This is a genomic window from Pseudomonas sp. E1BtOHC1 (assembly GCF_058744285.1).
The window spans coordinates 1,322,051-1,346,819 of record NZ_CP196023.1 but is presented as its reverse complement, the minus strand read 5'-3'; the positions used below and the strand labels follow the sequence as shown (position 1 = coordinate 1,346,819).

The window sequence follows — 24,769 nt, the reverse complement described above, 5'->3', positions numbered from 1 at the left end:
ACATTCTGCTGGGAGATGGCCGTTGAAAGCCCTCGACGAACTGACCTTCGACAACCGCTTCGCTCGCCTGGGCGACGCCTTCTCGACCCACGTACTGCCCGAACCCCTCGACAACCCAAGACTGGTAGCGGCCAGTCCTGGCGCCATGGCGCTGCTGGACCTGGACCCCGCCGTGGCCGAAAGCCCGGTATTCGCCGAACTGTTCGGCGGGCACAAGCTGTGGGCCGAGGCCGAGCCCCGGGCAATGGTCTATTCCGGGCATCAGTTCGGTTCCTACAACCCGCAACTGGGCGACGGCCGCGGGCTGCTGCTGGGCGAGGTCTACAACCAGGCGGGAGAACACTGGGACCTGCACTTGAAGGGCGCCGGCCAGACGCCGTATTCCCGCATGGGCGATGGCCGGGCAGTACTGCGCTCGTCGATCCGCGAGTTCCTCGCTTGCGAAGCCCTGCATGCCCTGGGCATCCCCAGCAGCCGCGCCCTGTGCGTGATCGGCTCGGACACCCCGGTGTGGCGCGAGAAACAGGAACGCGGGGCGATGGTTCTGCGCCTGGCTCAGAGCCATATCCGCTTCGGGCATTTCGAGTATTTCTACTACACGAAGAAACCCGAGCAGCATAAGCAACTGGGGGAGCATGTCCTGGCCCTGCATTTCCCCGAGTGCCTGGAACAGCCTCAACCCTACCTGGCGATGTTTCGCGAAATCGTCGAGCGCAATGCCGAGCTGATTGCCAAATGGCAGGCCTACGGCTTCTGCCACGGGGTGATGAACACTGACAACATGTCGATCCTGGGCATTACCTTCGACTTCGGCCCCTTCGCCTTCCTCGACGATTTCGACGCCCACTTCATCTGCAACCATTCCGATGACCAGGGCCGCTACTCCTTCAGCAACCAGGTGCCCATCGGCCAGTGGAACCTCAGCGCCCTGGCCCAGGCCCTGACGCCGTTCATCAGCGTCGAGGCCCTGCGCGAAACCCTGGGCCTGTTCCTGCCGCTGTACCAGGCTCATTACCTGGACCTGATGCGCCGACGCCTGGGCTTCACCCAGGCCGAGGACGACGATCAGAAGCTGGTGGAGCGCCTGCTGCAACTGATGCAGAACAGCGGCGTCGACTACAGCCTGTTCTTCCGCCACTTGGGGGAGCAAGCCCCGGAACAGTCGCTGGCGCGGCTGCGAGACGATTTCGTCGATCGCAACGGCTTCGATGCCTGGGCCGAGCAGTACCGGGAACGGGTCGCCCGGGATCCGATCCAGGGCCAGGACCTGCGCCGGGAGCGCATGCACGCGGTCAACCCGCTGTACATCCTGCGCAACTATTTGGCGCAGAAAGCCATTGATGCCGCAGAAGCGGGGGACTACAGCGAAGTGCGCCGCCTGAATCAGGTGCTGAGCCGACCTTTCGAGAAACAGGCCGGCATGGACAGCTATGCCGAGCGCCCACCTGAGTGGGGCAAGCACCTGGAAATCAGCTGCTCGTCCTGAGTCAGGCGAAGGTCTCCATCGACACCTTGAAGCGCTCGGCCAGCCAGCGGATCTGCCGCAGGTTGAGCTGGCGCTTGCCGCTGAGCACTTCCGACACCACCGATTGCGCGCCCACCCCAGGCAGGTCGCTTTGAGTCAGGCCATGTTCACCCATCAACGAACGTAGAACCTCCACTGCGCTGACCGCCGGCATCGGATGGTGCTCTTCGTCGTAGGCCTCGATCCAGTCACCAATGATGTCCACCAGCGAAGCCAGTGGGTGCGATTCGTCTTCGCCCATGATGTCCAACAGCTCATCAAGTGCCAGGGCCAGCGCGTCGTAATCGGCCTCGCTCTTGGGCTTGCGCAATATGGGCGCAACGAACTGCCAGTGCTCCGCCGCTTGCTTAACCTGAAGACTCATTGTGATTCCTCCTTCCACAGCCCCTTGTCGTACTCGCCGTGATCCAGCACATGCCTGATATAGAGGCGCTGCCCCCCATAGCGCACGATTGCGATCAGCCTCAGTTTGTTGCCGCCAATGTCGAAAACATGAAAGCGCCCGACCTTATCTAGCGCCGGAAACAAGGCCTTCATGTCGGCGAAATCAGCCGGCCTGGCGCCTTTGGCCTTGCGGTACCAGGTATCCAGTGCCCGCGCGACTTGCGGCCATTGCTCCTTGGCCTGCCGGATACGTTTTGCGGTGATGATGTGCATGCAATGTCCCTATCGCATAATGCTATTAACGTTAGATACGAGCATTAGATATCTCAAGATGCTATACCCGCGGTCAGACCAGCGGTGCTCACGTGCTTCAAGCCTAGACAGCCAACGAACGGGCTTGCCGAGCAGTGTGTGAGCGATTGCGACGGACTCATGAGCTTCGACCAACGCCTCGGCCGTCGTGCAGAAAAGCGCCAAACACAAGATTGCGCATGGACCCGTCGGCAGCGGATGCGGATAATGCGCGTCCCTGATTTCCAGTACCTGCAAGGATGCGCATGAACCTGTTCCTCACCCTGGTCACCCTGGTTTTCGGCGTGATCACCCTGGTGTCGGCTGTCATCTACCTGAGCCGCCGCGCCAAGTACCGGATGAACCTGCAGGACCTGCGCCTGCACGGTAAACCGCACCGCACCATTACCCAGGCCGAACTGGACGAACTGGCCAAACAGACCGCTAGCCTGCAACGTATCCAGGGCAGCGGCGGCATGTCCTACGAGCCGATCAGCGACAGCGTCTATCTGATTAGCGGCGGCACCGCGAGCGACGGGCTGGAACTGCAGGCCCAGTCGATAAAACACGTGTCGATCGCCGGTATTCCCGTGGAATTCCCCTACCCGATGGACAGCTTCCTGGCCGACAGCAACCAGGCCGAAGTGGTGATCGCCAAGAAGTTCGCCGTGGTCATCGGCCTCAACGGGCATCGCCTGGCCCTGTAACGCACCGACAGCCGACTGCCACCTTCACCACTCGCCCATGCCACGAACCCTGCCCCCGTCGATACCCTGCAAGAGTCCGCCATGAAACGTCGCCACCTGCTGCTGTTGCCCCTGCTGCTCGCCCTGACCGGGTGCAAGGAAGACTTCGCCACCCTGCACTTCCAGGATTCGGTGCGCTCCGATCCCAAGGCCGGCCCGCAATACTCCGACCAGTTGGTGCACGAGGCGTACAAGCAGAGCATCTACACCGCGCTCAGCGCCCAGGACCTGGACCCGGATGCCATCGCCCTGGAACGGGACAAGGAGGATGACAAAGTGATCCACCTGCGCCTGGTGGACTACTCCCTGAGCCCGGAGCAACGGGGTCGCCTCAGGGCGGTCTTCGAGCAGGTTACCGACGCGCGCAAGGCCAGTTCGATGAACCTGCACCTGGAACTGGACAACGCCCAGGCCAGCGTCAACCCGCCCGGCCCCAGCGACCTGCCGGACAGCATCGACGCCAGCCTCGAGTTCGATCCGACGTTCGAGATGCTGCTGGACCGCAGCTACGACGACAGCATGCGTGCCATCGTCAACCAGAGCGAAATCGAAGGCCCGGTCAGTTGCAAGATCACCGCGCACCTGGCAATGCCCACGCGCTTGAAACTGATCGGCTACGAAGCCCTTGAACAGGACAACAGCGAGCGCGGCCTGGTCTCCTTGCTGACCCGCAGCGGCAGCATTGCCAAGGTGCCACTCAAGGTGCATTTCGATGACCCGGACCTGAACCGGCACCTGCAACAGAAAACCATCCAGGCCTGGCCTTCCAGCTCGAAAATCACCCGGCCCGCACCGGTGCCCCTCGACGAATTCGCCATCGTCATCGGCTCCATCGGTGTCCAGACCCTGACCTCAGCCCAGCCCTTCGACACCCGAAAAGACGAACTGCAAGCGCTGTGCGATCAAAAGATGCAGACCCTGGGCCGACCGTTCACCTTTCAAATGGGTCGGACCCTGGATCGCTTGACCAGCGTCGATTTCCGCTAAGCGCCATGGCGCAACAAGGACCTCCATTGAACCGACGCCTCTACACGGCAGCCCTGCTGCTGATGCTGCTGACCGGCTGCAAGCAGACCTACCTCACCCTGCATTTCCAGGAAGAAGTGGGTGACCCCAAGCAGGCCCGCATCGTGCCGTACTTTGCAGAGACCATCACTGAGATGGCCACCGGGATCGGCATCGAACCCGACGCCATCGGCCTGGAGATGGACCGCAAGGACGACAAGACCCTGCATATCAGCCTGGACAGCAGCGTGCCCGAAACCCAGCGCCAACGTCTGCGGGAACTGTTCAGCGAGATTGTCGAGGCGCGCGCAGCCGGCACCTTCGAAGCCGTTCTGGAGATCGCCCCGGAAACCGGGAAATACACCAGCCCCGAGTACCGCAAAAGAGCCATGGCCTTGCCGCGGCGCTTCTCGCTGGCGCTGGAGCCGGTGAAATACGCTGATGTGCTGTTTCATTACTCGATGGAGGAGTTGACCAGCGGCAAGCTCTCGGCCACCGGCACGCCCAACGAGGCGTTTTGCCAATACCAGGCCACTCTCCAGGCGCCGGGCATGCCGTTCAGCCAGATGGGCAGCAAGGCCGGAAGCGGAACCGGGGATTACAACGTGTATCTGGAGTGGAAAGACCACAAGCGCGAACCGGCGCAGTTCTTGTTCGGCAACATCACGTTCACCAACCCCACGCTCAACCAGATGCTGTTCGACAACCGCATCCAGCTGTCCGCGATCAAGACCTCTTGGGGCACACGAACGGATCGCCGCGCCGACCGCGTCGGCTTCAGTGTCGGTTCCCTGGGCCTTCAGTACCACGAGGATGGGGAGATTTCTCCGTTGCAACACATAGGCTTCATGGGCAAGTGCCAGGGCATGGCCATGGAACTGGGGCGGCCCTTTACCTTTTACATCGGCCGCTCCATGGACCGTCTGGTCAGTGTCGAACTGGCCCCGCCCAGCACGTGAAGCCATGGCGACGCCGACTTGATATTCACCCAGGGCGCCGCCATTTAAGGCGCTCTACCCTGCTTGCGGAGCCCAACCATGTCCGACCCACTGCTGATCCCCTGCCCGCACTGCAACGGCCTCAACCGCATTCCCGCCGAACGCCTGGGGGATCACCCCAAGTGCGGGCGCTGCAAGGCCGAGGTGTTGCTGAGCAAACCCTTTGACTTGAAACAGGGCGACTACGCCAGCCAGATCAAGGGCGACCTGCCGTTGCTGGTGGATGTGTGGGCAGACTGGTGCGGGCCGTGCAAATCCTTTGCGCCGATCTTTGCGCAGGCCGCCGCGCAGCTCAGTGGCAAGTGCCGCCTGGCCAAGCTGGACAGTGAAGCCAACCCGCAGCTGTCGGGGCAATTGGGCATTCGCTCGATTCCCAGCCTGATCCTGTTCAAGAACGGCCGGGAAGTGGCCCGCCAGAGCGGCGCCCTGCCCTTGCCGCAACTCTTGGGCTGGTTGCGCAGCCAGGGCATCTGAACACGCCCTGACAGGAGACTTGCGCTCCTGCCACCGCGGCGCTGAGTTCAGGCGTTTTCCAGCAGGTTGTGCAGGTCAACGAATTGCTGGGTCAGCTTGTGTCGCGGATCGAGATAGATCAGCGGCAGGCTGGCCTGGTGGGATTCACGCATGCGCACCGAGCTGGCCAGGTACACCGGCAGCACCGGCAGCCCCTCGCTGATCAGTTCGTCGAGCATCTGTTGCGGCAGGCTGGCCCGAGCCTGGAACTGATTGACCACGATCCCCTCGACCTGCAGGTCTTCGTTGTGGTCTTCCTTCAACTCTTCGATCTCCGCCAGCAGGCCGTACAGCGCCTGGCGCGAGAAGCTGTCGCAGTCAAAGGGAATCAATACCCGATCGGCAGCGATCAACGCCGAAACCGCATAGAAATTCAGGGCCGGCGGGGTGTCGAGATAGATCCGGTCATAGTCCTCGGCCAACTCGTCCAGCAACTTACGCAGCTTGTTGATCTTGTGCTTGGCCTCAAGCTTGGGCTGCAGATCCGCCAACTCGGCGGTGGCGGTCACCACATGCAAGTTATCGAACGGCGTCTCGTAGATATCCACCTGGTTCTTTTTCGAGAAAGGCCCGGAAGACAGGGTCTGCTTGAAGAAGTCGGCAATGCCCATGGGAATGTCATCGCCGGTCAGGCCGGTGAGGTACTGGGTCGAGTTGGCCTGGGCATCCAGGTCCACCAGCAAGGTGCGATACCCCTCGCTGGCGCTGACCGCCGCCAGATTGCAGGCAATACTGGACTTGCCCACACCACCTTTCTGATTGAACACCACACGCCGCATGTCTAAACCTCCGTGTATCAAAGATCACCGAGTGTAGTAGTCCTCACCGCCCCTTAGCTACCTCGGCAACACAAGAGTTTCCCGCCGCCCAACACCCTTGGAACACGCCATGCAAAGCCCTGGCGACCAGGGATTGGGGCAGAAAGGAACCTCGACAGTGGCAAATGGACACCTTCCGCCACATCAGATTCGTCGCTTTTGCGACCAACAGCCCAAGCAGCATTTGCTACAAGCCAGTCGCACCGGGATAATGCGCGCCACTGGCGCCTTTGCGTCATCCAGGTCAATCGCCAATCGAAGCGATACACCGCGTCAAGGAAGCCCGCAGGGGCGGGATGAAATCAAGTGATCAAGTTCAACATCGCTCAATGGCGTGCGTGGGCCCCTGGGCTCGAAAGCGTGGACGCCTGGCAGGCCTGGAGCCGTCAGCCGGCCCTGCCTGAGAGCAGCGATGCCGCTCCCGATGTGTCCTTTCTGCCCGCCATGCAGCGCCGCCGTCTCAGTCGCCTGGCGCGCATGGCCTTCAGCGTTGGCTGGCCCCTGGCCGAAGGCCTCGAGCAATTGCCACTGGTGTTCATTTCCCGGCATGGCGAAACCCCGCGAACCTTCGAGATCCTCAGCGACCTGGCCGCCGAGCAGCCTCTGTCGCCCACCCAGTTCAGCCTCTCGGTGCACAACGCAGTGATTGGCCTGTGGTCGATCATGCGCGGCGAAACCAGTGAAATGACGGCCCTGGCCGCCGCCGGCGACGGCCTGGAACACGGCCTGCTGGAAGCCGCCACCCTGCTGGCGGACGGTGCCCCCCACGTCTTGCTGGTGATCACCGAGGAACAGCCGCCCGAGGCCTATGCCAGCTGGATCGACGACGTACCTTTTCCCTACGCCCTGGGCCTGTTGCTGAGCCCCGGCGACGACTGGCAACTGTCCCTGGACAGCCACGACGGTCAAATCCCCAAGACCCAGTGGCCCCATGCCCTGAACCTGCTGCGAACCCTGCTCGGCTCGCAGACCTTTTGCCAACATGCCTGGATGAATCGTGTATGGACCTGGCAACGCAACCACTGAACGCCAAGGGCCGCAATGCCTACTACTGGCGCCTGCTGGCCACCGGTCTGAGCTTTGCACTGTTCGGAATAGGTGGTTTGTGCCTGCGCCTGGTGATTTTCCCCCTGCTCGCCTGCCTGCCCGGCGACGCCGCCAGCCATAGCCGGCGCGCACGCCAGACCGTCAGTCGGCTGTTCTGGCTGTTCATCCGTTTCATGGCCAAGAGCGGCGTGCTCACCTATGAAGTCCAGGGCGCCCACCTGCTCGGCCGTCCGGGGCAGATGATCATCGCCAATCACCCGTCGCTGATCGACGTGGTGTTCCTGATCGGCCTGGTGCGCGACGCCAACTGCGTGGTGAAGCAAAGCCTCTGGGACAACCCCTTCACCCGCGGCCCGGTGCGCGCCACCCAGTACATCAGCAACGACGGCAGCATGGACATGCTCGACAGCGCCTGCGGGGCGCTGCAGGCAGGTCAGACCCTGATCGTCTTTCCGGAGGGCACCCGCACCCAGCCGGGCGCCGCTCCGGCCTTTCATCGGGGGGCCGCGGCGATTGCCCTGCGAGGTGCGAAGATCATTACCCCGGTGGTGATCAAGGTCAGCCCCACCACCCTGACCAAGGCCGAGCCCTGGTACCGCATTCCGCAACGCCGTGTGCACTTCAGTTTTCACGTCGGTGCCGATATAGACCCACAGACCTTTGCCGCCCAAGGCCCCGCGCCTCAGGCTTCGCGCAAGCTCAATGAGCACTTGCACCACTATTTCATCAAGGAGCTCGCCAGAGATGAGCGATACACACCCGGATCTGATGCTTGAAATCAAACTGCTGATCATCGATGCCCTGGGCCTCGAAGACATCAGCGCCCAGGACATCGGCAACGATCAGACCCTGTTCGGCGAAGGCCTCGGCCTGGACTCGGTGGACGCCCTGGAACTGGGCCTGGCGATCCAGAAGAAGTACGGCATCAAGATCGATGCCGACGCCAAGGACACCCGCAACCACTTCAGTAACGTGGCGAGCCTTGCGGCGTTCGTCACTGCAAAACAGGCAGCTTGAGAACCGACCATGCAAACCCGTGACGACATCTTCAACACCCTGCGCGATGCCCTGGTCGAACTCTTCGAGCTTGAGCCCGACAGCATCAGCCTGGATTCCAACCTGTACCAGGACCTGGAAATCGACAGCATCGACGCCGTCGACCTGATCGACCACATCAAGCGTCAGACCGGCAAGAAAATCGCCGCCGAGGAATTCAAGTCGGTGCGTACCGTCAATGACGTGGTCGAGGCGGTCTACCGTCTGGTCCAGCCGGCCGCATGAGCCGGCTGATCGGCCTGGGCTTGTTGCTGGCCGGCCTGCTTTACCCCTTTGCGGTGTATTTCGGCATGGAGCACTTCGCTCCGTGGCAATTCGGCCTGCTGCTGGGCGGCCTGTGGCTGGCCCGGGCGCTGACCGGCGAACGCCGTCCCGGCAGCCTGTGGATGGCCGGTGCGGCCATCGCCTTCTGCCTGCTGCTGGCGTGGTTCGATCACCCGGCACTGCTGCGCTGGTACCCGGTGCTGATCAGCAGCTTCATGCTCGGCCTGTTCGGCCTTAGCCTGAAGTACGGTCCGCCGGTGGCGGAGCGCCTGGCCCGCCTCAGCGAGCCGGATCTGCCGGAAAAGGCCATACGTTACACCCGCCAGGTGACCATCGCCTGGAGTGTGTTTTTCCTCTGTAACGGAGTGCTCGCCGCAGCCCTGACCCTCTGGGCGCCGCTGAGCTGGTGGACGTTGTACAACGGCCTGATCGCCTATGGGCTGATGGGTTTGCTGTTTGCCATTGAGTGGCTTTTACGACAACGGGTACGAGGCCGTAGATGAACTGGATTGCCCTTGAGCGGCTATTGCTCAGGACCCAAGCACCGCGGGTGGTCAGCGCCCATCCCGACATCGACCTGGAAGGCGTGCAGGCCCGGGCCCTGAGCCTGGCCGCAGCCCTGCACGAGCGCGGCGTACGCCGTCTGGCGCTGCACCTGGAGGACGCCGTTGACCTGGCCGTGGCCCTGCTGGGTGCCTGGCGCGCCGGGGTCAGCGTGTTGCTGCCCGCCGACCTGCAGGCCCAGACCCGCCAGCGCTGGGCGGCGGACGTCGACCTGTGGCTGACCGACCAGGACCCGCCCTTGCAGCCACTGCAGGTTGCACCGCTGGAGCCGGCCGAGCTGGACCTGGACGCCTGCCGGCTGAGCCTGTGCACCTCGGGCTCCAGCGGCGAACCCAAGCGCATCGAGAAAAACCTGCGCCAGCTGGCCAACGAGGTCCAGGCCCTGGAACAACTGTGGGGCACAGACCTGGGCCCGGCCTGGATCATCGGCAGCGTCGCCACCCAGCATATCTACGGTTTGCTGTTCCGCGTGCTCTGGCCGCTGTGCGCCGGGCGTCCCTTCGTGCGCCGTCAATTGGCCTTCCCCGAAGACCTGCAACGGGCCAGCCGCGAATGCCCGGCATTCGCCTGGGTGGCCAGCCCCGCCCTGCTCAAGCGCATGGGCGACAACCTCGACTGGCCGGCTCTGAGCCCGGTGCGGCGGGTATTTTCCTCTGGCGGCGCCTTGCCCGCCGAGGCCGCCAGTGGGCTGCAACAACGCTTGCAGCAATGGCCAACGGAGATCCTCGGCAGCTCGGAAACCGGCGGCATTGCCTGGCGCCAGGGGCCCGACCTGTGGCAGCCCTTTGCCGAGGTGCGCCTGAGCCAGGACAGCGACGGCGCGCTGCTGATCGCCTCGCCCTACCTGCCGGCCGGGCATATCGAACACAGCGCCGATGCCGCGCGCATTGCCGCTGACGGCCGCTTCGAACTGCTGGGCCGCCTGGACCGCATCGTCAAGCTGGAAGAAAAACGCATCTCCCTGCCCATGCTGGAACAGGCCCTGGAGCAGCACGAATGGGTCGCGGAAGCACGCCTTGGGGTGATCGAAGACAACCGCGCCTACCTTGGCGCCCTGCTGGTGCTCAGCGAGTCCGGCCTGCATGCCCTGCGCAACCAGGGCCGACGCCACCTGACCCAGGCCCTGCGCCAGCACCTGTCCCGGCACTGCGAAGCCCTGGCCCTGCCACGGCGCTGGCGCCTGCTGCGGCAAATGCCCTTGAACAACCAGGGCAAGCTGCCCCAGGCCGAGGTCCAGGCTCTGCTGCTAGCGCCGCGCCCGCAGGCGCCGGAGGTGCTGCAGCAGGTGCAGGACGAACAAGAGTGGCAACTGCAACTGGCGATTCCGCCGGACCTGGCGTATTTCAGCGGGCACTTTCCCGCCACCCCGGTGCTGCCGGGGGTGGTGCAAGTGGACTGGGCCCTGGCCCTGGGCCAGCAGCTGCTCGATCTGCCGGGCCGCTTCGCCGGCATGGAAGTGCTGAAGTTCCAGCAACTGGTACGCCCCGGCGACCGCATCCAGCTCAATCTGCGCTTCGACGTCCAGCGCCAGAAACTGTATTTCGCCTACCTGAATGACGGCGCCCCCTGCTCCAGCGGGCGGATCATCCTGGAGGCCAGCTGTGGATAACTCTTCCCGCTTCGCGGCTGTAGGAGCTGGCTTGCCAGCGAAGGGGCCCACGCCGACCCACAGCCCCTGCGCCGTCATCCCGGTCTACAACCATGAAACCGCCGTGCCCGCCGTGGTCGACGCGCTCCTGGCACGGGGCCTGCCCTGCGTACTGGTGGACGACGCCAGCAGCCCGGCCTGCGCGGCAGTGCTGGAGCAGATGGCCCAGCGCGAAAAGGTGTTCCTGATCCGCCTGGCCATCAACCAGGGCAAGGGCGGCGCGGTCATGGCCGGCCTGCGCGAAGCCGTGCAACTGGGCTTCAGTCACGCCCTGCAGGTGGACGCCGACGGCCAGCACGACCTGGCGGATGTGGATAACTTCATCCAACGCTCCCAGGCCCATCCCGAAGCGCTGATCTGCGGTTATCCACAGTACGACGCCAGCGTCCCCAAAGGGCGCCTGTACGCCCGCTACCTGACTCACGTCTGGGTCTGGATCAATAGCCTGTCGCTGCAGATCCCGGATTCCATGTGCGGCTTCCGGGTCTATCCCCTGCCCGCCACTTTGGCCCTGATCGACTCGGTGCAACTGGGGCGACGCATGGACTTCGACCCGGAGATCCTGGTGCGCCTGTCCTGGCGCAACCAGCCCATGCACTGGCTGCCGACCCGGGTGCACTATCCCCAGGACGGCCTGTCGCACTTTCGCCTGTTCCACGACAACGCGCTGATTTCCAAGATGCACGCCAAGCTGTTCTTCGGCATGTTGCTGCGCCTGCCGCAGATCCTCTGGCGTCGGTGGCGCCCATGAGCCAGCCACCATCCAACGAGCACTGGGCCGAGCACCAGGAGCGCGGCAGTTTCTGGCTGATGAAGCTCACCGCCTTCGGTGTGCGGGTCCTGGGGCGGCGGCTGCTGAGCCCGGTGCTGTACGTCATCGTGTTCTATTTCTTCCTGTTCGGCCGCAGCGCCCGCCGCAGCATCTGGCAATACCAGCAGCGTCTGGCCCAATGGAGCGGACGCGACGCGTTGCGCCCCAGCCACTGGCGGGTGTTCGGCCAGTTCATGGCCTTTGCCGACGCCCTGCTGGACAAGCTCGATGTGTGGAACGGCAAGCTGCGCATCGAACAGATCGAAATCATCGACCCGGCGCAGCTGCGCCATCAGCTGCGCGGCGAACGCGGACAGCTGCTGGTGGGCGCGCACCTGGGCAACCTGGAAGTCTGCCGGGCCTTGGCCGAGCTGGGTGAGCAGGTGACCATGAACGTGCTGGTGCACACCAAGCACGCCGAACGCTTCAACCGCCTGCTGGGCGAGGCCGGCGCCAGCAACCTGCGGCTGATCCAGGTCAGCGAGCTGGACCCGGCGATCATGCTGCAACTGAGCCAGCGCCTGGATCGCGGCGAATGGCTGGCAATTGCCGGCGACCGCGTACCGCTGCACGGCGGGCGCAACGTGCGGGTGGATTTCCTCGGCCATCAGGCCGCTTTCCCCCAGGGCCCCTGGCTACTGGCCGGGTTGCTCAAGTGCCCGGTCAACCTGCTGCTGTGCCTGAAACAGCAGGGCCGTTATCAGGTGATCCTCGAACCCTTCGCCGAAGCCGTGCAGTGGAAGCGCAATGACCGCCAGCAGGTGATCGCCCAATGGACCGCCCGCTACGCCGAGCGCCTGGGCCAGTACTGCCTGCAGGCACCGCAACAATGGTTCAACTTTTACCCATTCTGGAAGACCGATGACGACCTCGACCCATGAGCCGGTAACCTTCGGCGAACACCCCCTGCGCATCGAAGACGTGCTGGCCCTGGCCAACCGTCAGGCACCGACGCGCCTGCAAGCCGACGCCACATGGCGCCAGCGGATCGCCAAGGGCGCGCAGTTCCTCGACTCCCTGCTGGACAAGGAAGGGGTGATCTACGGCGTGACCACCGGCTACGGCGACTCCTGCGTGGTGGCCGTGCCCCTGCAGCACGTCGAGGCCCTGCCCCGTCATCTGTACACCTTCCATGGCTGCGGCCTGGGCAAGCTGTTGGACGCCCAAGCCACCCGCGCCGTATTGGCCGCACGTCTGCAGTCGCTGTGCCACGGGGTTTCCGGGGTCCGGGTGGAACTGCTGGAACGCCTGCAGGCCTTCCTCGATCAGGACATCCTGCCGCTGATCCCGGAAGAAGGCTCGGTGGGCGCCAGCGGCGACCTGACGCCGCTGTCCTACGTGGCAGCCACCCTGTCCGGCGAACGCGAGGTGATGTTCCGCGGCGAACGCCGTGAGTCCGCCGACGTGCACCGCGAGCTGGGCTGGGAGCCCCTGGTGCTGCGGCCCAAGGAAGCCCTGGCGCTGATGAACGGCACCGCAGTGATGACCGGACTCGCCTGCCTGGCCTTCGCCCGAGCCGACTACCTGCTGCGCCTGGCCACCCGCATCACCGCCCTCAACGTAGTGGCCCTGCAAGGCAACCCGGAGCACTTCGACGAACGCCTGTTCGCCGCCAAGCCACACCCGGGGCAGATGCAAGTCGCTGCGTGGCTGCGCCAGGACCTGGCGATCGACGCACCGACCGCGCCCCTGCACCGCCTGCAGGACCGTTACTCGCTGCGCTGCGCGCCCCATGTTCTCGGGGTGCTGGCCGACAGCCTGAACTGGCTGCGCGGCTTCATCGAAACCGAACTCAACAGCGCCAACGACAACCCGATCATCGACGCCGAAGCCGAGCGCGTGCTGCACGGCGGGCACTTCTATGGCGGACACATCGCCTTTGCCATGGACAGCCTGAAGAACCTGGTGGCCAACGTCGCCGACCTGCTGGACCGGCAGTTGGCGCTGCTGGTGGACGTGCGCTACAACCACGGCCTGCCGAGCAACCTGTCCGGCGCCAGCGCCGAGCGGGCGATGCTCAACCACGGTTTCAAGGCGGTGCAGATCGGCGCCAGCGCCTGGACCGCCGAAGCCCTGAAGAACACCATGCCGGCCAGCGTGTTCTCGCGCTCCACCGAATGCCACAACCAGGACAAGGTGAGCATGGGCACCATCGCCGCCCGCGACGCGATCCGCGTGCTGGAGCTCACCGAGCAAGTGGCCGCCGCCACCTTGCTCGCCGCCAACCAGGGCGTCTGGCTGCGCAGCCAGGAAGCCGATGCCCGGCCGTTGCCGCCGGCCCTGGATGCCATGCACCTGGAACTGGCGGCGGACTTCGCCCCTGTCATCGAGGACCGCGCCCTGGAGCGCGAACTGCGCCTGTGCCTGCAACGTATCGCCGAGCAACACTGGAGGCTGCATGCGCAGTAAGGGAGTGATCCACGCCGACACCCAGGTCCAGGTGCCGTTCTTCGACGTCGACACCATGCACGTCGTCTGGCACGGGCATTACGTCAAGTACCTGGAAGTCGCCCGCTGCGCCTTGCTGGACAAGCTCGGCCACAACTACAACCAGATGCTCGAATCCGGCTACGCCTGGCCGGTGATCGATCTGCAACTGCGCTACGTGCGCGGCGCAGTGTTCGGCCAGACCCTGAACGTGCGCGCCAGCCTGGTGGAGTGGGAGAACCGTCTGAAGATCAACTACCTGATCACTGACCTGGCCAGTGGCGAGCGCCTGACCCGCGCCAGCTCGGTGCAGGTGGCCGTGGAGATCGCCAGCCGTGAAATGCAGCTGGCCTCGCCCAAGGTCTTCACCGACGCCGTCGCGAGGGCCTTGCCATGAACACAGGAGCGAGCTTGCTCGCGAGGATGGTCTGGCTGGCTACCCAGTGCACGGCGCTGAGCACGGTGGTGCGGCGGTTCGCGAGCAAGCTCGCTCCTACGGTGCTGGTGTTGCTGGTGGTGCCGGGGTTGGCCCAGGCATTCGATCTGCAACAGTTGAGCGATCAGCTGTCGCGGCCGGAGGTGATCCACGGCCGCTTCATCCAGGAAAAACACCTGCGGGCCCTGCCTCAGCCGCTGACCAGCAAGGGCCACTTCGTCCTGGCGAAAAACCACGGCCTGCTGTGGCTGCTGCAAACCCCGTTGCAGCAGGACTACCGCATCACCGCCCAGGGCATTGCCCGGCGCGATGCCGGCGGTTGGCAGATGCTTCCGGGCAAGAGCGCCGGTGCCGAACAGAACCGCCTGTTCCTCGCCGTGCTGCAGGGCGACAGCAGCGGTCTGCAGCGGGACTTCGAACTCAAGCTGCAAGGCAGCGCGCAGAACTGGCAGTTGCAACTGATCCCCCGTTCCCTGCTGCTGAAACAGATCTTCAACCAGATCAACATCGACGGCGGCGAGCTGGTGCAACGCATCGAACTGCTGGAAGCCCAGGGCGACCGTACCTTGCTGATCATGCAAGACAGCAGCAGTGCCCAAGCCTTGAGCGAAGCGGAGCAACATGACTTTGCCGAGTGAACGCTGGCTGCCCCGATCCTTCCTGATCCTGCTGGCCCTGGTGCTGGCCTTGGGCGCCTGGCAATGGCGCCACGGCGCGCCCCTGTCCGCCAACCTGATGGAACTGGTCCCCGGCACCGCCCCGGACGCCCTGGAGCTGCAGGCCGAACAGCGCATGCAGGAACCGCTGAACCGGGAAATCCTGGTGCTGGCGGGACATGCCGAGCGCCAGCAAGCGGTGGACATGGCCCGGCAACTGGCCGAGCAATGGCAGGCCAGCGGGCTGTTCGAGAAGGTCCAGTGGAACCTGCAAGCCGACCTGCCGGCCTTGCGCAAGCAACTGCTGCAAGGGCGCCTGGCCATGCTCTCGGCCCATGACCGCGAGCAGTTGATCAGCCAGCCACAGGCTTTCATCGAGCAGCGAGTGCAAAGCCTCTTCGACCCCTTTACCGGCTTCTCCCTGGTGCCGAGCCAGGATGACTGGCTGGGCCTGACCGGACGCATTCAGAACAGCCAGCCACAACACGGCGCGGTGCAGCTGGATGTCGCCAGTGGTGCCCTGGTGGCCGAGGCCGATGGCCAACATTGGGTCCTCCTGCGGGCCCGTACCAAAGGCAATGCCTTCGACATGCAGTTGCCCTTGCAGGTGGCCGAACTGCTGCGTCACAGCCGCGAACAGGCGAGCCAGAGCGATGTACAACTGCTGGCCGCCAGCGGCTTGCTGTATGCCGCCAACGGCCAGCAGCAGGCCACCCGGGAAATCACCTGGGTCGGCGGGGGCGCGACCCTGGGCATCCTCTTGCTGCTGCTCCTGGCCTTCCGCCGCTGGCGCGCTCTGCTGGCCTTCGTCCCGGTGCTGGTGGGCATGCTGTTCGGCGCCGTGGCCTGCGTCGCCCTGTTCGGGCGCATGCACGTGATGACCCTGGTGCTGGGATCGAGCCTGATCGGCGTGGCCGTCGACTACCCCCTGCATTACCTGTCCAAGAGCTGGAGCCTGAAACCCTGGCGCAGCTGGCCGGCCCTGCGCCTGACCCTGCCGGGGCTGAGCCTGAGCCTGATCACCAGTTGCATCGGCTACCTGGCCCTGGCCTGGACCCCGTTCCCGGCCCTGACCCAGATCGCCGTGTTCTCCGCCGCCGGCCTGCTGGGGGCCTACCTGTCGGCGGTGTGCCTGCTGCCGGCACTGCTCAAGGGCGTCGAGCTGCGTCCGGCGCAATGGCCGCTGCGGGTCGCCGAGGCCCTGCTCGGGGTGCGTGCCGCACTGCTCAAACGCGTGCCGAGCCCGGCGTTGCTGGCCCTGTTGGCGCTGTTCTGCGCCGCTGGTTTGTGGCAGCTCGAGAGCAAGAACGACATCCGCCAATGGGTCGGTGCACCGCCGCAACTGATGCAAGAGGCCCAGGCCATTGCCCGGATCACCGGCTATCAGCCCACCAGCCAGTTCTTCCTGGTGCGCGCCGCCAACCAGCAGCAATTGCTGGAGCGCCTGGGAGCCCTGGACCAGCGCCTGCAACAACTGGTGAACCTGGGCAAGCTCAAGGGCTACCTGTCCCTGGACCAACTGGTGAGCCAACCCGCAGAGCAGCAGCAAGTGCGCGAGGCCCTCAAGCAACTGCCGGGCGTCTGGCAGCCGTTGCTGGAGCTGGGGGTGCCACTGCCGGCCCTGCAAGCGGAGCTCAAACAGCTGCAAGACCTGCCCGTGGCCGACATCGACACCGCGCTCATCGGCCCCCTGGCCGAGCCCTTTCGCCCGCTGTGGCTGGGTAGCAACGCCAGCGGCGTGGCGGCCATGGTCAGCCTGCAAGGCCTGAACGACGCCGCCCTGCTGCGGGTCCAGGCCGACGACCTGCCGGGGGTGCAACTGGTGGATCGCCTGGGTGAGCTGAACCGAGTGTTCGCCGCAACCCAGGTCAGCGCCGCCGAACTCAAGCTGGCGTCCTGCGTGCTGATCGTCCTGCTGCTGATCCTGCCCTTCGGTTTCGGCGGGGCCTTGCGCCTGGTGGCACTGCCGCTGCTGGCAGCCTTGTGCAGCCTGGCCAGCCTCGGCTGGCTGGGCCAGCCGTTGACCCTGTTCAGCCTGTTCGGCCTGCTGCTGGTGACCGCCATCAGCGTCGACTACGCAATCCTCATGCGCGAGCAGATCGGCGGCGCCGCCGTGAGCCTGCTGGGCACCTTGCTGGCGGCCCTGACCACCTGGCTGTCGTTCGGTCTGCTGGCGGTGTCCAGCACTCCGGCAGTGAGCAACTTCGGGCTGGCGGTGAGTCTGGGGCTGGCCTTCAGCTTTATCCTCGCACCCTGGGCCGGCCACACGGCGCATCCGACACCGGCCGCGGAGAACCCGCCATGCTGACCCTGCTGTTCTGGCTGCTGGCCCTGGCCCTGTTCGCCCTGGCCACCCACGTGGGGCGCCACCTGGGCCTGATTCCGATTGTCAGCCAGTTGCTGCTGGCGACCTTCGGCCTGCCGTTGCTGATGCTGCTGTGGATCGAACCCCACTGGCAGCTGGGCGGCGCGCAACTGGTCTCCCCGCAATGGCTCAAGTCCCTCTACGGCCTGAGCTTCGCCCTGCTGCTGGGGCACATCCTCAGTGACGTGATCGACCTGCGCCTGGACCGTCAGAGCCTGAAGATCGCCGTGCCGAGCTTCTGCATTCCCTTCGCCTGTGGCCTGGCCACGGCCTTCTGGCTGCTGCCGGCGCAACCCTGGATCAGCTCCCTGGCGGTGGGCCTGCTGTTCGCCATTACCGCGATCCCGGTGCTTTACCTGTATCTGCGACACATCCAGTACCCGCCCGCCGCCACCCGGCGCCTGGTGCAGACTGCGATCCTTATCGACCTGACCTGCTGGACCCTGTTCGCCCTGGCCCAGGGCAGCCTGCAGGTGAGCAGCCTGCTACTGCCCCTGGCGGGCGCCTGCCTGCCCCTGGTGCTGCGGGTCCTTGGCCTGCGCCAGCCCCTGCTGCACAGCCTGGGCTTCTTCGGTCTGCTGGTGGTGGCCGAGCACTACAAACTCAATGCGCTGATTTTCGGCATCGGCTACCTGTTGTGCATGGCCGCCCTCAAGCTGCCGCTGGTGCTGCCGTTAAAGGCTGCCTGGATGAACCGCTTGCAGACCTTTGTCGCCATCCCGCTGATCCTGACTTTCGGCATCGTGCAGATCAACGTGCACAGCGCCATGGACAGCCTCGGCTGGGTGCAACTGGCGGCGCTGCTGTTGCTGCCGATTGCCAGCAAGCTACTGGGCAACTGGCTGGGCCTGAGCTGGGCCGGCGCCTCCTTCGAGGGTGCCAGCCGCTGGCGCGAAAGCCTGCTGCTGAACATTCGCGGCTTGAGCGAGATCGTCTTTCTCAACCTGCTGCTGCAACAACAGTTGATCAGCCCGGCGCTGTACTTCGCGCTGATGCTCATGGGCCTGATCGCCACCCTGCTACCGGCCCTGGCCGGGCTGCACAGAACTCCCCCGGCCGCGCTGAACGTGGCCCCCTTGAACCTGAACATCGCCGAACCGGCAAGGAGCCCCAGTGCCAACAGTTGAAATGCAACGTCGCCAGGTCGTGGTGATCGGTGCCGGCCCCTCGGGGGCCATCGCGGCCGCGCTGCTCAAGCGCCAGGGCCACGACGTGCTGATCGTCGAGCGGCAACATTTCCCGCGTTTCTCCATCGGTGAAAGCCTGCTGTCCCACTGCCTGGATTTCGTCGAGGAAGCCGGCATGCTGGAGGCGGTGCACGCCGCCGGTTTCCAACTCAAGAACGGCGCGGCCTTCGCCTGGGGCGAGCACTACAGCACCTTCGATTTTGGTGACACCTTCAGCAATGGCAAGCCCACCACTTTCCAGGTGCAGCGGGCCGATTTCGACAAGCTGCTGGCCGATCAGGCCGCCCTGCAAGGGGTCGAGATCCGCTACGGCGAAGAGATTGTCGCGGTGGATGTGGAGCGGCCGTTGCCGCAGCTCGACTGCCGCCGTGAAGACGGCAGCCAGTACCGCATCGAAGCCGATTTCATCCTCGACGCCAGCGGCTACGGCCGGGTCCTGCCACGCCTGCTGGAACTGGAAGCACCGTCGAACTTTCCGGTACGCCGAGCGGTGTTCACCCATGTCGAGGACCGCATCGACTGCGAGCACTTCGACCGCAACAAGATCCTCATCACCACGCACCCGGAGCACCGCGACATCTGGTTCTGGAGCATCCCCTTCAGCAACGGCCGCTGCTCGGTGGGCGTGGTGGCCGCCGACGAACACTTCGCCGGGCGCGATGGCGACCTGGACGCCTGCCTGCGCGGTTTCATCAGCGAAACCCCGAGCCTGGCCAAGGTCCTGGAAAACGCCGAGTGGGACACCCCGGCGCGGACCATCGGCGGCTACTCGGCCAACGTCACCACCCTGCACGGCCCGGGCTTCGCCCTGCTGGGCAATGCCGCGGAGTTCCTCGACCCGGTGTTCTCCTCCGGCGTGACCATTGCCATGCGTTCATCGAGCATGGCGGCCGCAGTGCTGCACCGTCAGCTGCAAGGCCAGAGCGTCGATTGGCACAGCGAGTTCGCCGAACCGCTCAAGCGCGGCGTCGACACTTTCCGCTGCTACGTCGAAGGCTGGTATGCCGGCACTTTCCAGGACGTGATCTACCACCCGGGCAGCTCGCCGGAAATCCGCCGCATGATCAGTTCGATCCTCGCCGGTTACGCCTGGGATGAACGCAACCCCTTCGTCAGCGAGCCCAAGCGCCGGCTCAAGGCCCTGTCGGAAGTCTGCGCGAGGGACGTGGCATGAGCGAGCAATCCACCCAGTACCTGAGCGACAGCTACGTCGAGGAAACCCGCTTCGGCTTCTGGTTCCTGCGCAGCCACACCTGGCAGCACCATGTGCTGCGGGTGGCGATCAATGACCTGCGCTCGCTGTTCGACGGCGAGCTGCCGGCCCACCCGGTGCTGCTGGATGCCGGCTGCGGCCAGGGCAAATCGTTCCAGTACCTGCGCCAGGTATTCACCCCGCAGCGCCTGATCGGTCTCGACGCCGATCCCCACAGCCTCAAGCTCAGCGCCGAGGAAGCCCGGCGCCAGCAATTGCAGGTGGAGCTGATCGGCAGCGACTGCGCGACCCTGGAGTTGGCGGACGCCAGCGTCGACCTGTTGTTCTGCCACCAGACCTTCCATCACCTGGTGGAACAGGAAAAGGCCCTGGCCGAGTTCTATCGCGTGCTCAAGCCCGGGGGCTACCTGCTGTTCGCCGAGTCCACCGAGGCCTACATCGACACCTGGGTGATTCGCTGGCTGTTCCGCCATCCGATGCATGTGCAGAAAAGCGCCGCCGAGTATTTAGAGATGATTCGTCGGCAGGGTTTTAAGTTCGGCCCGCAGAACGTGTCTTATCCTTACCTGTGGTGGAGCCGCGCCAAAGACTTCGGCCTGTTGGAGCGCCTGGGCCTGCGCCAGCCGCCGCCGGTGGGTGAGCGCGAGGAAACCCTGGTCAATGTGGTGGCCCGCAAGCCCCTGAATCCCCCTGTCATCGAGGAAGGCCTGCCCGCATGATCCGCGTTCTGCTGCTCGGTTGTGTCCTGTTGCTGAGCGCTTGCGTCAGTCAGGCTCCGCTGCCCGAGCGCACGCCTTCCCTGATGTTGCCGTTGCAGTTGCATGTGCAGCGCCAGGCTGATGGCCAACGCCAGGACTGGCTGCTGGTGATCCAGGCCGAAGGCCCGGACCTGCGCTGGTCGCTGATGGACCCTTTGGGCATTCCCCAGGCCCGTCAGCGCCTGGTGCATGGCCAGTGGCAGGCCGACGGCCTGCTGCCCCCCAACCCGGAGGCCCGGGAGCTGTTCGCGGCCCTGCTGTTCGCCCTCACACCCGAGGCGGAACTGGCCGCCAACTACCCGGGCGCCCACCAGCAAGGCGCCCAACGTACCCTCGGCCCACGCTGGCGGATTGACTATCAACAACTTCTGGATTTCGAGTTGAACCTGCCTCAAGGCCCGCACTACCACATCACCGCACTGAGCACCGAGGCCACGCCATGACGGCCTACCTCAATGCCCTCGGGGTGATCTGCGCCCTGGGCCGCAATCGCCAGGAAGTCGCCCGCAGCCTGTTTGCCGGCGACTGCTCAGGCATGCGCGACGAAAGCCACTGGGTGCCCGAGCGCACCTTGCCGGTGGCGGCAGTGCGCGGTCCACTGGCCTGCATGCCCAGTGGCTTCGAAGCGCAAAACAGCCGCAACAACCAATTGCTGCTGGAGGCCACGCTGCAGATCGAGGACGACATCCGGCAGGCAATCCAACGCTATGGCCGTGGCCGCATCGGGATCGTCCTGGGCACCAGCACCTCGGGCATCGACGAGGCCAGTCGCGGCATTGCCCGTTATCTGCAGGACCGGCAGTTCCCCACCGACTACGACTACCGTCAGCAGGAGCTCAGCGCCCCGGCGAACTTTCTCGCCGACTGGCTGCAACTCTGCGGCCCGGCCTATGTGATTTCCACCGCCTGCACCTCCAGCGCCAGGGCCCTGATCAGCGCCCGGCGCCTGCTGGACCTGGGCCTGTGCGACGCGGTGCTGTGCGGCGGGGTCGACAGCCTGTGCAAGCTCACCCTGAACGGTTTCACCGCCCTGGAGGCGGTGTCCGCTCAGCGCTGCAACCCGTTTTCCCGCCACCGCGACGGCATCAATATCGGTGAAGCGGCGGTGCTGTTCCTGATGAGCAAGGAACCGGGCCGTGACTCGCCCGTTGCCCTGCTGGGCGGCGGTGCCAGTTCCGATGCCTACCATATTTCCGCCCCGGCCCCCGACGGTCGAGGGGCCTTGCAGGCTATGAACCTGGCCTTGCGCAGTGCCGGCTTGCAGCCACAACAGATCGACTACCTGAACCTGCACGGCACCGCCACCCAACACAACGACGCCATGGAAAGCCTGGCGGTGGCGCAGCTGTTCCCCGAAGGCGTGCCTTGCTCATCGACCAAACCCATGAGCGGCCACACCCTGGGTGCCGCCGGGGCCCTGGAAGCGGCGTTCTGCTGGCTCAGCCTCGGCAGCGATAACCCGGGGCAGGCGCTGCCGCCCCATGTCTGGGATGCCCAGGCCGACCCGGCCTTGCCCCCCCTGCGCTGGGTCACCTCCGCCGACCGCCTGGTAACGCATCCATCACGCTGCCTGATGAGCAACTCCTTCGCCTTCGGCGGCAACAACGTCAGCCTGATAATCGGAGACGCCCCATGATTGACTGGCCGCTCGCCGAGTTGCTGCCCCATGCCGGGGACATGATCCTCATCGATCAGGTCCTGGCCTTTGATGAAGAACAGATCCGCACCCGCCTCGAAATCCGCCCCGGCGGCCTGTTCAACCGCCCCGACGGCAGCCTGCCGGCCTGGGTCGGCATCGAACTGATGGCTCAGAGCGTGGCCGCCTACGCCGGTTGCCGCGCCCGCCAGCAGGGCTTGCCGGTGGAGCTGGGCTTTCTTCTGGGCACCCGGAAGTTCGAATGCAACGTCGAACACTTTCCCGTTGGTAGCCTCCTGGAGATCCATGCCCTGCGCTCCCTCGAGGACGACAACGGCATGGGTGTGTTCGAATGCCACCTCAATGGCCCCGGCATTACCGCCAGCGCGCGCCTGAACGTATTCCGTCCCCCTCAGGCCGCCGACTATCTGCATGAAACACCTGCCTCTTCTACAGGAACTCCGTCATGACTGACTCCGTACTGGTCACCGGCTCCAGCCGTGGCATCGGCCGTGCCATCGCCCTGCGTCTGGCCCAGGCCGGTTATGACCTGGTGCTGCATTGCCGCAGCGGCCGCAGCGAAGCCGAAGCCGTCAAGGGCGAAGTCGAGGCCCTGGGCCGCAGCGCCCGCATCCTGCAATTCGACGTTTCTGACCGAGCGGCCTGCAAGGCCGCGCTGGAAGCCGACGTTGAGACTCATGGCGCCTATTACGGCGTGGTGCTCAATGCCGGGCTGACCCGCGACGGCGCCTTCCCGGCCCTCAGCGAAGAGGACTGGGACCAGGTGCTGCGCACCAACCTCGACGGTTTCTACAACGTCCTGCACCCGGTGATGATGCCAATGATCCGCCGTCGCGCCGCGGGGCGCATTGTCTGCATCACCTCGGTCTCGGGGCTGATCGGTAACCGCGGCCAGGTCAATTACAGCGCTTCCAAGGCCGGGTTGATCGGCGCTGCCAAAGCCCTGGCCATCGAGCTGGGCAAGCGCAAGATCACCGTCAACTGCGTGGCCCCGGGCCTGATCGACACCGCCATGCTCGACGAAAACGTGCCGGTGGACGAGCTGATGAAGATGATTCCCGCCCAGCGCATGGGCACCCCGGAAGAGGTGGCCGGCGCGGTGAACTTCCTGATGTCTGCCGAGGCCGCCTACATCACCCGCCAGGTGCTGGCGGTGAACGGGGGCCTGTGCTGATGAAACGCGTGGTCGTCACCGGCATGGCCGGCATCACCTCCCTGGGCAGCGACTGGGCCAGCATCGTCGAGCGCTTTGGCGCCAACCGCAGCGGCATCCGGCGCATGGACGAGTGGGACCGGTTCAGCGAGCTCAATACCCGTCTGGCCGGCCCCATCGATGACTTTCAGGTGCCCAGCCACTGGACCCGCAAGCAACTGCGCAGCATGGGCCGGGTTTCGCGGCTCGCCGTCGGCGCCGCCGAGCAGGCCCTGGCCGACGCCGGACTGCTGGGCGACCCGTCGATCAAGGACGGGCGCATGGGCGTGGCCTGTGGCTCTTCCACCGGCAGCACCGACGAGATCAAGGCCTTCGGCAACATGCTGCTGAACTCGGTGGCCGAGGGGCTCAACGCCAACTCCTACGTGCGCATGATGCCCCACACCACCGCCGCCAATATCAGCATCTTCTTCGGCCTCACCGGACGCCTGATCCCCACCTCCAGCGCCTGCACCAGTGGCAGCCAGGGTATCGGCTACGCCTATGAAGCGATCAAGTTCGGGCGCCTGCCGCTGATGCTTGCCGGCGGCGCTGAAGAGCTGTGTCCCACCGAGGCCATGGTGTTCGACGCGCTCTATGCCACCAGCCTGAAAAACGATGCCCCCCACACCAGCCCGCGCCCCTATGACATCGATCGCGATGGCCTGGTGATCGGCGAAGGCGGCGGCATGCTGGTGCTCGAAGAGTTGGAACATGCCCTGGCCCGTGGCGCCCGCATTCACGCGGAAATCGTCGGTTTCGGCAGCAACGCCGACGGCCAGCACACCACTCGTCCCGAGCAGAGCACCATGCGCCGGGCCATGGAGCTGGCGCTGGAGGATGCGGCCCTGTTCCCGGCGGCCATCGGCTACGTCAACGGCCATGGCACTGCCACCGAACAGGGCGATATCGCCGAGACCCAGGCCACCAGCAGTCTGTTCGGCAATCGCATGCCCATCAGTTCGCAGAAGAGCTTTCTCGGCCACACCCTGGGTGCCTGCGGCGCGCTGGAGTCCTGGTTCAGCATCGAGATGCTCAACCGTGACCAGTATGTGCATACCTGCAACCTGGATCAGGTCGACCCGCGCTGCGGCGAACTGGACTACCTGCAGGGCGGTTTTCGGGCCATGAGCCACGAATACGTGATGAACAACAACTTTGCCTTTGGCGGCGTCAACACCTCGTTGATCTTCCGCCGCTGGTCCTGA

The 24,769-nt window shown here is 65.0% G+C and carries 28 protein-coding genes; 25 read left to right on the top strand and 3 right to left on the bottom strand.

From position 1 onward, the window contains the following. Window positions 1-22 precede the first annotated feature (22 nt). A complete protein-coding gene (gene selO / locus ACSSVC_RS06240; protein WP_446439517.1) occupies window positions 23-1,486 on the top strand; it encodes a protein adenylyltransferase SelO in 1,464 nt (487 codons plus the stop codon). A 1-nt stretch (window position 1,487) separates the two neighbouring features. Here selO and ACSSVC_RS06235 read toward each other — a convergent pair whose 3' ends face one another. Next, window positions 1,488-1,889, bottom strand: coding sequence for a helix-turn-helix domain-containing protein (locus ACSSVC_RS06235; RefSeq protein WP_123725097.1), 402 nt, complete (start codon window positions 1,887-1,889; stop codon window positions 1,488-1,490). Next, a complete protein-coding gene (locus ACSSVC_RS06230; RefSeq protein WP_213664620.1) occupies window positions 1,886-2,182 on the bottom strand; it encodes a type II toxin-antitoxin system HigB family toxin in 297 nt (98 codons plus the stop codon). Before ACSSVC_RS06230 ends, ACSSVC_RS06235 begins: the two co-directional genes overlap by 4 nt. A gap of 284 nt (window positions 2,183-2,466) precedes the next feature. On the opposite strand from ACSSVC_RS06230, the gene ACSSVC_RS06225 reads away from it, so the two are divergent. The 4 genes from ACSSVC_RS06225 to trxC all read left to right on the top strand — a co-directional run bounded on the left by ACSSVC_RS06225 (window position 2,467) and on the right by trxC (window position 5,423). Next, window positions 2,467-2,907 carry an IgaA/UmoB family intracellular growth attenuator gene (locus ACSSVC_RS06225; RefSeq protein ID WP_346634495.1) on the top strand — a complete coding sequence of 147 codons (441 nt, stop codon included), beginning with the start codon at window positions 2,467-2,469 and terminating at the stop codon, window positions 2,905-2,907. An 81-nt stretch (window positions 2,908-2,988) separates the two neighbouring features. After that, window positions 2,989-3,933: a hypothetical protein gene (locus ACSSVC_RS06220; protein WP_492612083.1), complete on the top strand. Its 945-nt coding sequence runs from the start codon at window positions 2,989-2,991 to the stop codon at window positions 3,931-3,933. A gap of 26 nt (window positions 3,934-3,959) precedes the next feature. Beyond that, window positions 3,960-4,910 (top strand): hypothetical protein, encoded by a 951-nt coding sequence (locus tag ACSSVC_RS06215; protein WP_346634493.1) that lies wholly within the window; start codon window positions 3,960-3,962, stop codon window positions 4,908-4,910. A 78-nt stretch (window positions 4,911-4,988) separates the two neighbouring features. Next, window positions 4,989-5,423, top strand: coding sequence for a thioredoxin TrxC (trxC, locus tag ACSSVC_RS06210; protein ID WP_210482776.1), 435 nt, complete (start codon window positions 4,989-4,991; stop codon window positions 5,421-5,423). A 47-nt stretch (window positions 5,424-5,470) separates the two neighbouring features. On the opposite strand, the gene ACSSVC_RS06205 is transcribed toward trxC, so the two are convergent. Next, a complete protein-coding gene (locus ACSSVC_RS06205; RefSeq protein ID WP_102882064.1) occupies window positions 5,471-6,241 on the bottom strand; it encodes a ParA family protein in 771 nt (256 codons plus the stop codon). A gap of 345 nt (window positions 6,242-6,586) precedes the next feature. On the opposite strand from ACSSVC_RS06205, the gene ACSSVC_RS06200 reads away from it, so the two are divergent. From ACSSVC_RS06200 to ACSSVC_RS06105, 20 genes are read left to right on the top strand one after another with little or no spacing between them, the layout of a single operon-like run. Next, the gene (locus ACSSVC_RS06200; protein WP_346634492.1) at window positions 6,587-7,306 is read left to right on the top strand and encodes a beta-ketoacyl synthase chain length factor; all 720 of its coding nucleotides are present in this window, start codon (window positions 6,587-6,589) and stop codon (window positions 7,304-7,306) included. Continuing rightward, window positions 7,282-8,103 (top strand): lysophospholipid acyltransferase family protein, encoded by an 822-nt coding sequence (locus ACSSVC_RS06195; RefSeq protein WP_346634491.1) that lies wholly within the window; start codon window positions 7,282-7,284, stop codon window positions 8,101-8,103. The genes ACSSVC_RS06200 and ACSSVC_RS06195 overlap by 25 nt, the downstream gene beginning before the upstream one ends. Next, the gene (locus tag ACSSVC_RS06190) at window positions 8,072-8,344 is read left to right on the top strand and encodes a phosphopantetheine-binding protein (RefSeq protein ID WP_011058851.1); all 273 of its coding nucleotides are present in this window, start codon (window positions 8,072-8,074) and stop codon (window positions 8,342-8,344) included. Before ACSSVC_RS06195 ends, ACSSVC_RS06190 begins: the two co-directional genes overlap by 32 nt. A 9-nt stretch (window positions 8,345-8,353) precedes the next feature. After that, window positions 8,354-8,608 (top strand): acyl carrier protein, encoded by a 255-nt coding sequence (locus tag ACSSVC_RS06185; RefSeq protein WP_016962653.1) that lies wholly within the window; start codon window positions 8,354-8,356, stop codon window positions 8,606-8,608. Next, complete coding sequence (locus ACSSVC_RS06180) at window positions 8,605-9,150, top strand: COG4648 family protein (protein WP_346634490.1); 546 nt, start codon at window positions 8,605-8,607, stop codon at window positions 9,148-9,150. Before ACSSVC_RS06185 ends, ACSSVC_RS06180 begins: the two co-directional genes overlap by 4 nt. Continuing rightward, entirely contained in the window at window positions 9,147-10,820 is a 1,674-nt protein-coding gene (locus tag ACSSVC_RS06175) for an ApeI family dehydratase (RefSeq protein ID WP_346634489.1), read from the top strand. The genes ACSSVC_RS06180 and ACSSVC_RS06175 overlap by 4 nt, the downstream gene beginning before the upstream one ends. Before the next feature lie 31 nt (window positions 10,821-10,851). Continuing rightward, entirely contained in the window at window positions 10,852-11,610 is a 759-nt protein-coding gene (locus ACSSVC_RS06170; RefSeq protein ID WP_404938107.1) for a glycosyltransferase family 2 protein, read from the top strand. Then, window positions 11,607-12,551, top strand: a complete 945-nt coding sequence (locus ACSSVC_RS06165) for a lysophospholipid acyltransferase family protein (protein ID WP_346634487.1) — start codon at window positions 11,607-11,609, stop codon at window positions 12,549-12,551. The genes ACSSVC_RS06170 and ACSSVC_RS06165 overlap by 4 nt, the downstream gene beginning before the upstream one ends. Beyond that, window positions 12,532-14,079: an HAL/PAL/TAL family ammonia-lyase gene (locus tag ACSSVC_RS06160; protein WP_492612082.1), complete on the top strand. Its 1,548-nt coding sequence runs from the start codon at window positions 12,532-12,534 to the stop codon at window positions 14,077-14,079. The genes ACSSVC_RS06165 and ACSSVC_RS06160 overlap by 20 nt, the downstream gene beginning before the upstream one ends. Continuing rightward, a complete protein-coding gene (locus ACSSVC_RS06155) occupies window positions 14,069-14,494 on the top strand; it encodes an acyl-CoA thioesterase (RefSeq protein WP_102862823.1) in 426 nt (141 codons plus the stop codon). Before ACSSVC_RS06160 ends, ACSSVC_RS06155 begins: the two co-directional genes overlap by 11 nt. 26 nt (window positions 14,495-14,520) lie before the next feature. Beyond that, window positions 14,521-15,171: an outer membrane lipoprotein carrier protein LolA gene (locus ACSSVC_RS06150; RefSeq protein ID WP_346634623.1), complete on the top strand. Its 651-nt coding sequence runs from the start codon at window positions 14,521-14,523 to the stop codon at window positions 15,169-15,171. Beyond that, the gene (locus ACSSVC_RS06145; RefSeq protein ID WP_492612081.1) at window positions 15,155-17,497 is read left to right on the top strand and encodes an MMPL family transporter; all 2,343 of its coding nucleotides are present in this window, start codon (window positions 15,155-15,157) and stop codon (window positions 17,495-17,497) included. Before ACSSVC_RS06150 ends, ACSSVC_RS06145 begins: the two co-directional genes overlap by 17 nt. Beyond that, a complete protein-coding gene (locus ACSSVC_RS06140; protein WP_446439521.1) occupies window positions 17,491-18,681 on the top strand; it encodes a cation:proton antiporter in 1,191 nt (396 codons plus the stop codon). The genes ACSSVC_RS06145 and ACSSVC_RS06140 overlap by 7 nt, the downstream gene beginning before the upstream one ends. Beyond that, window positions 18,668-19,915: an NAD(P)/FAD-dependent oxidoreductase gene (locus tag ACSSVC_RS06135; RefSeq protein WP_492612080.1), complete on the top strand. Its 1,248-nt coding sequence runs from the start codon at window positions 18,668-18,670 to the stop codon at window positions 19,913-19,915. The genes ACSSVC_RS06140 and ACSSVC_RS06135 overlap by 14 nt, the downstream gene beginning before the upstream one ends. After that, window positions 19,912-20,673, top strand: a complete 762-nt coding sequence (locus ACSSVC_RS06130; protein WP_492612079.1) for a class I SAM-dependent methyltransferase — start codon at window positions 19,912-19,914, stop codon at window positions 20,671-20,673. The genes ACSSVC_RS06135 and ACSSVC_RS06130 overlap by 4 nt, the downstream gene beginning before the upstream one ends. Continuing rightward, a complete protein-coding gene (locus ACSSVC_RS06125; protein WP_123725081.1) occupies window positions 20,670-21,155 on the top strand; it encodes a hypothetical protein in 486 nt (161 codons plus the stop codon). Before ACSSVC_RS06130 ends, ACSSVC_RS06125 begins: the two co-directional genes overlap by 4 nt. Next, window positions 21,152-22,348 carry a beta-ketoacyl-[acyl-carrier-protein] synthase family protein gene (locus ACSSVC_RS06120; RefSeq protein ID WP_492612078.1) on the top strand — a complete coding sequence of 399 codons (1,197 nt, stop codon included), beginning with the start codon at window positions 21,152-21,154 and terminating at the stop codon, window positions 22,346-22,348. Before ACSSVC_RS06125 ends, ACSSVC_RS06120 begins: the two co-directional genes overlap by 4 nt. After that, window positions 22,345-22,818 (top strand): hotdog family protein, encoded by a 474-nt coding sequence (locus tag ACSSVC_RS06115; protein ID WP_346634480.1) that lies wholly within the window; start codon window positions 22,345-22,347, stop codon window positions 22,816-22,818. Before ACSSVC_RS06120 ends, ACSSVC_RS06115 begins: the two co-directional genes overlap by 4 nt. Then, a complete protein-coding gene (fabG, locus tag ACSSVC_RS06110; protein WP_102862814.1) occupies window positions 22,815-23,543 on the top strand; it encodes a 3-oxoacyl-ACP reductase FabG in 729 nt (242 codons plus the stop codon). The genes ACSSVC_RS06115 and fabG overlap by 4 nt, the downstream gene beginning before the upstream one ends. Continuing rightward, window positions 23,543-24,769, top strand: coding sequence for a beta-ketoacyl-ACP synthase (locus tag ACSSVC_RS06105; protein ID WP_346634479.1), 1,227 nt, complete (start codon window positions 23,543-23,545; stop codon window positions 24,767-24,769). Before fabG ends, ACSSVC_RS06105 begins: the two co-directional genes overlap by 1 nt.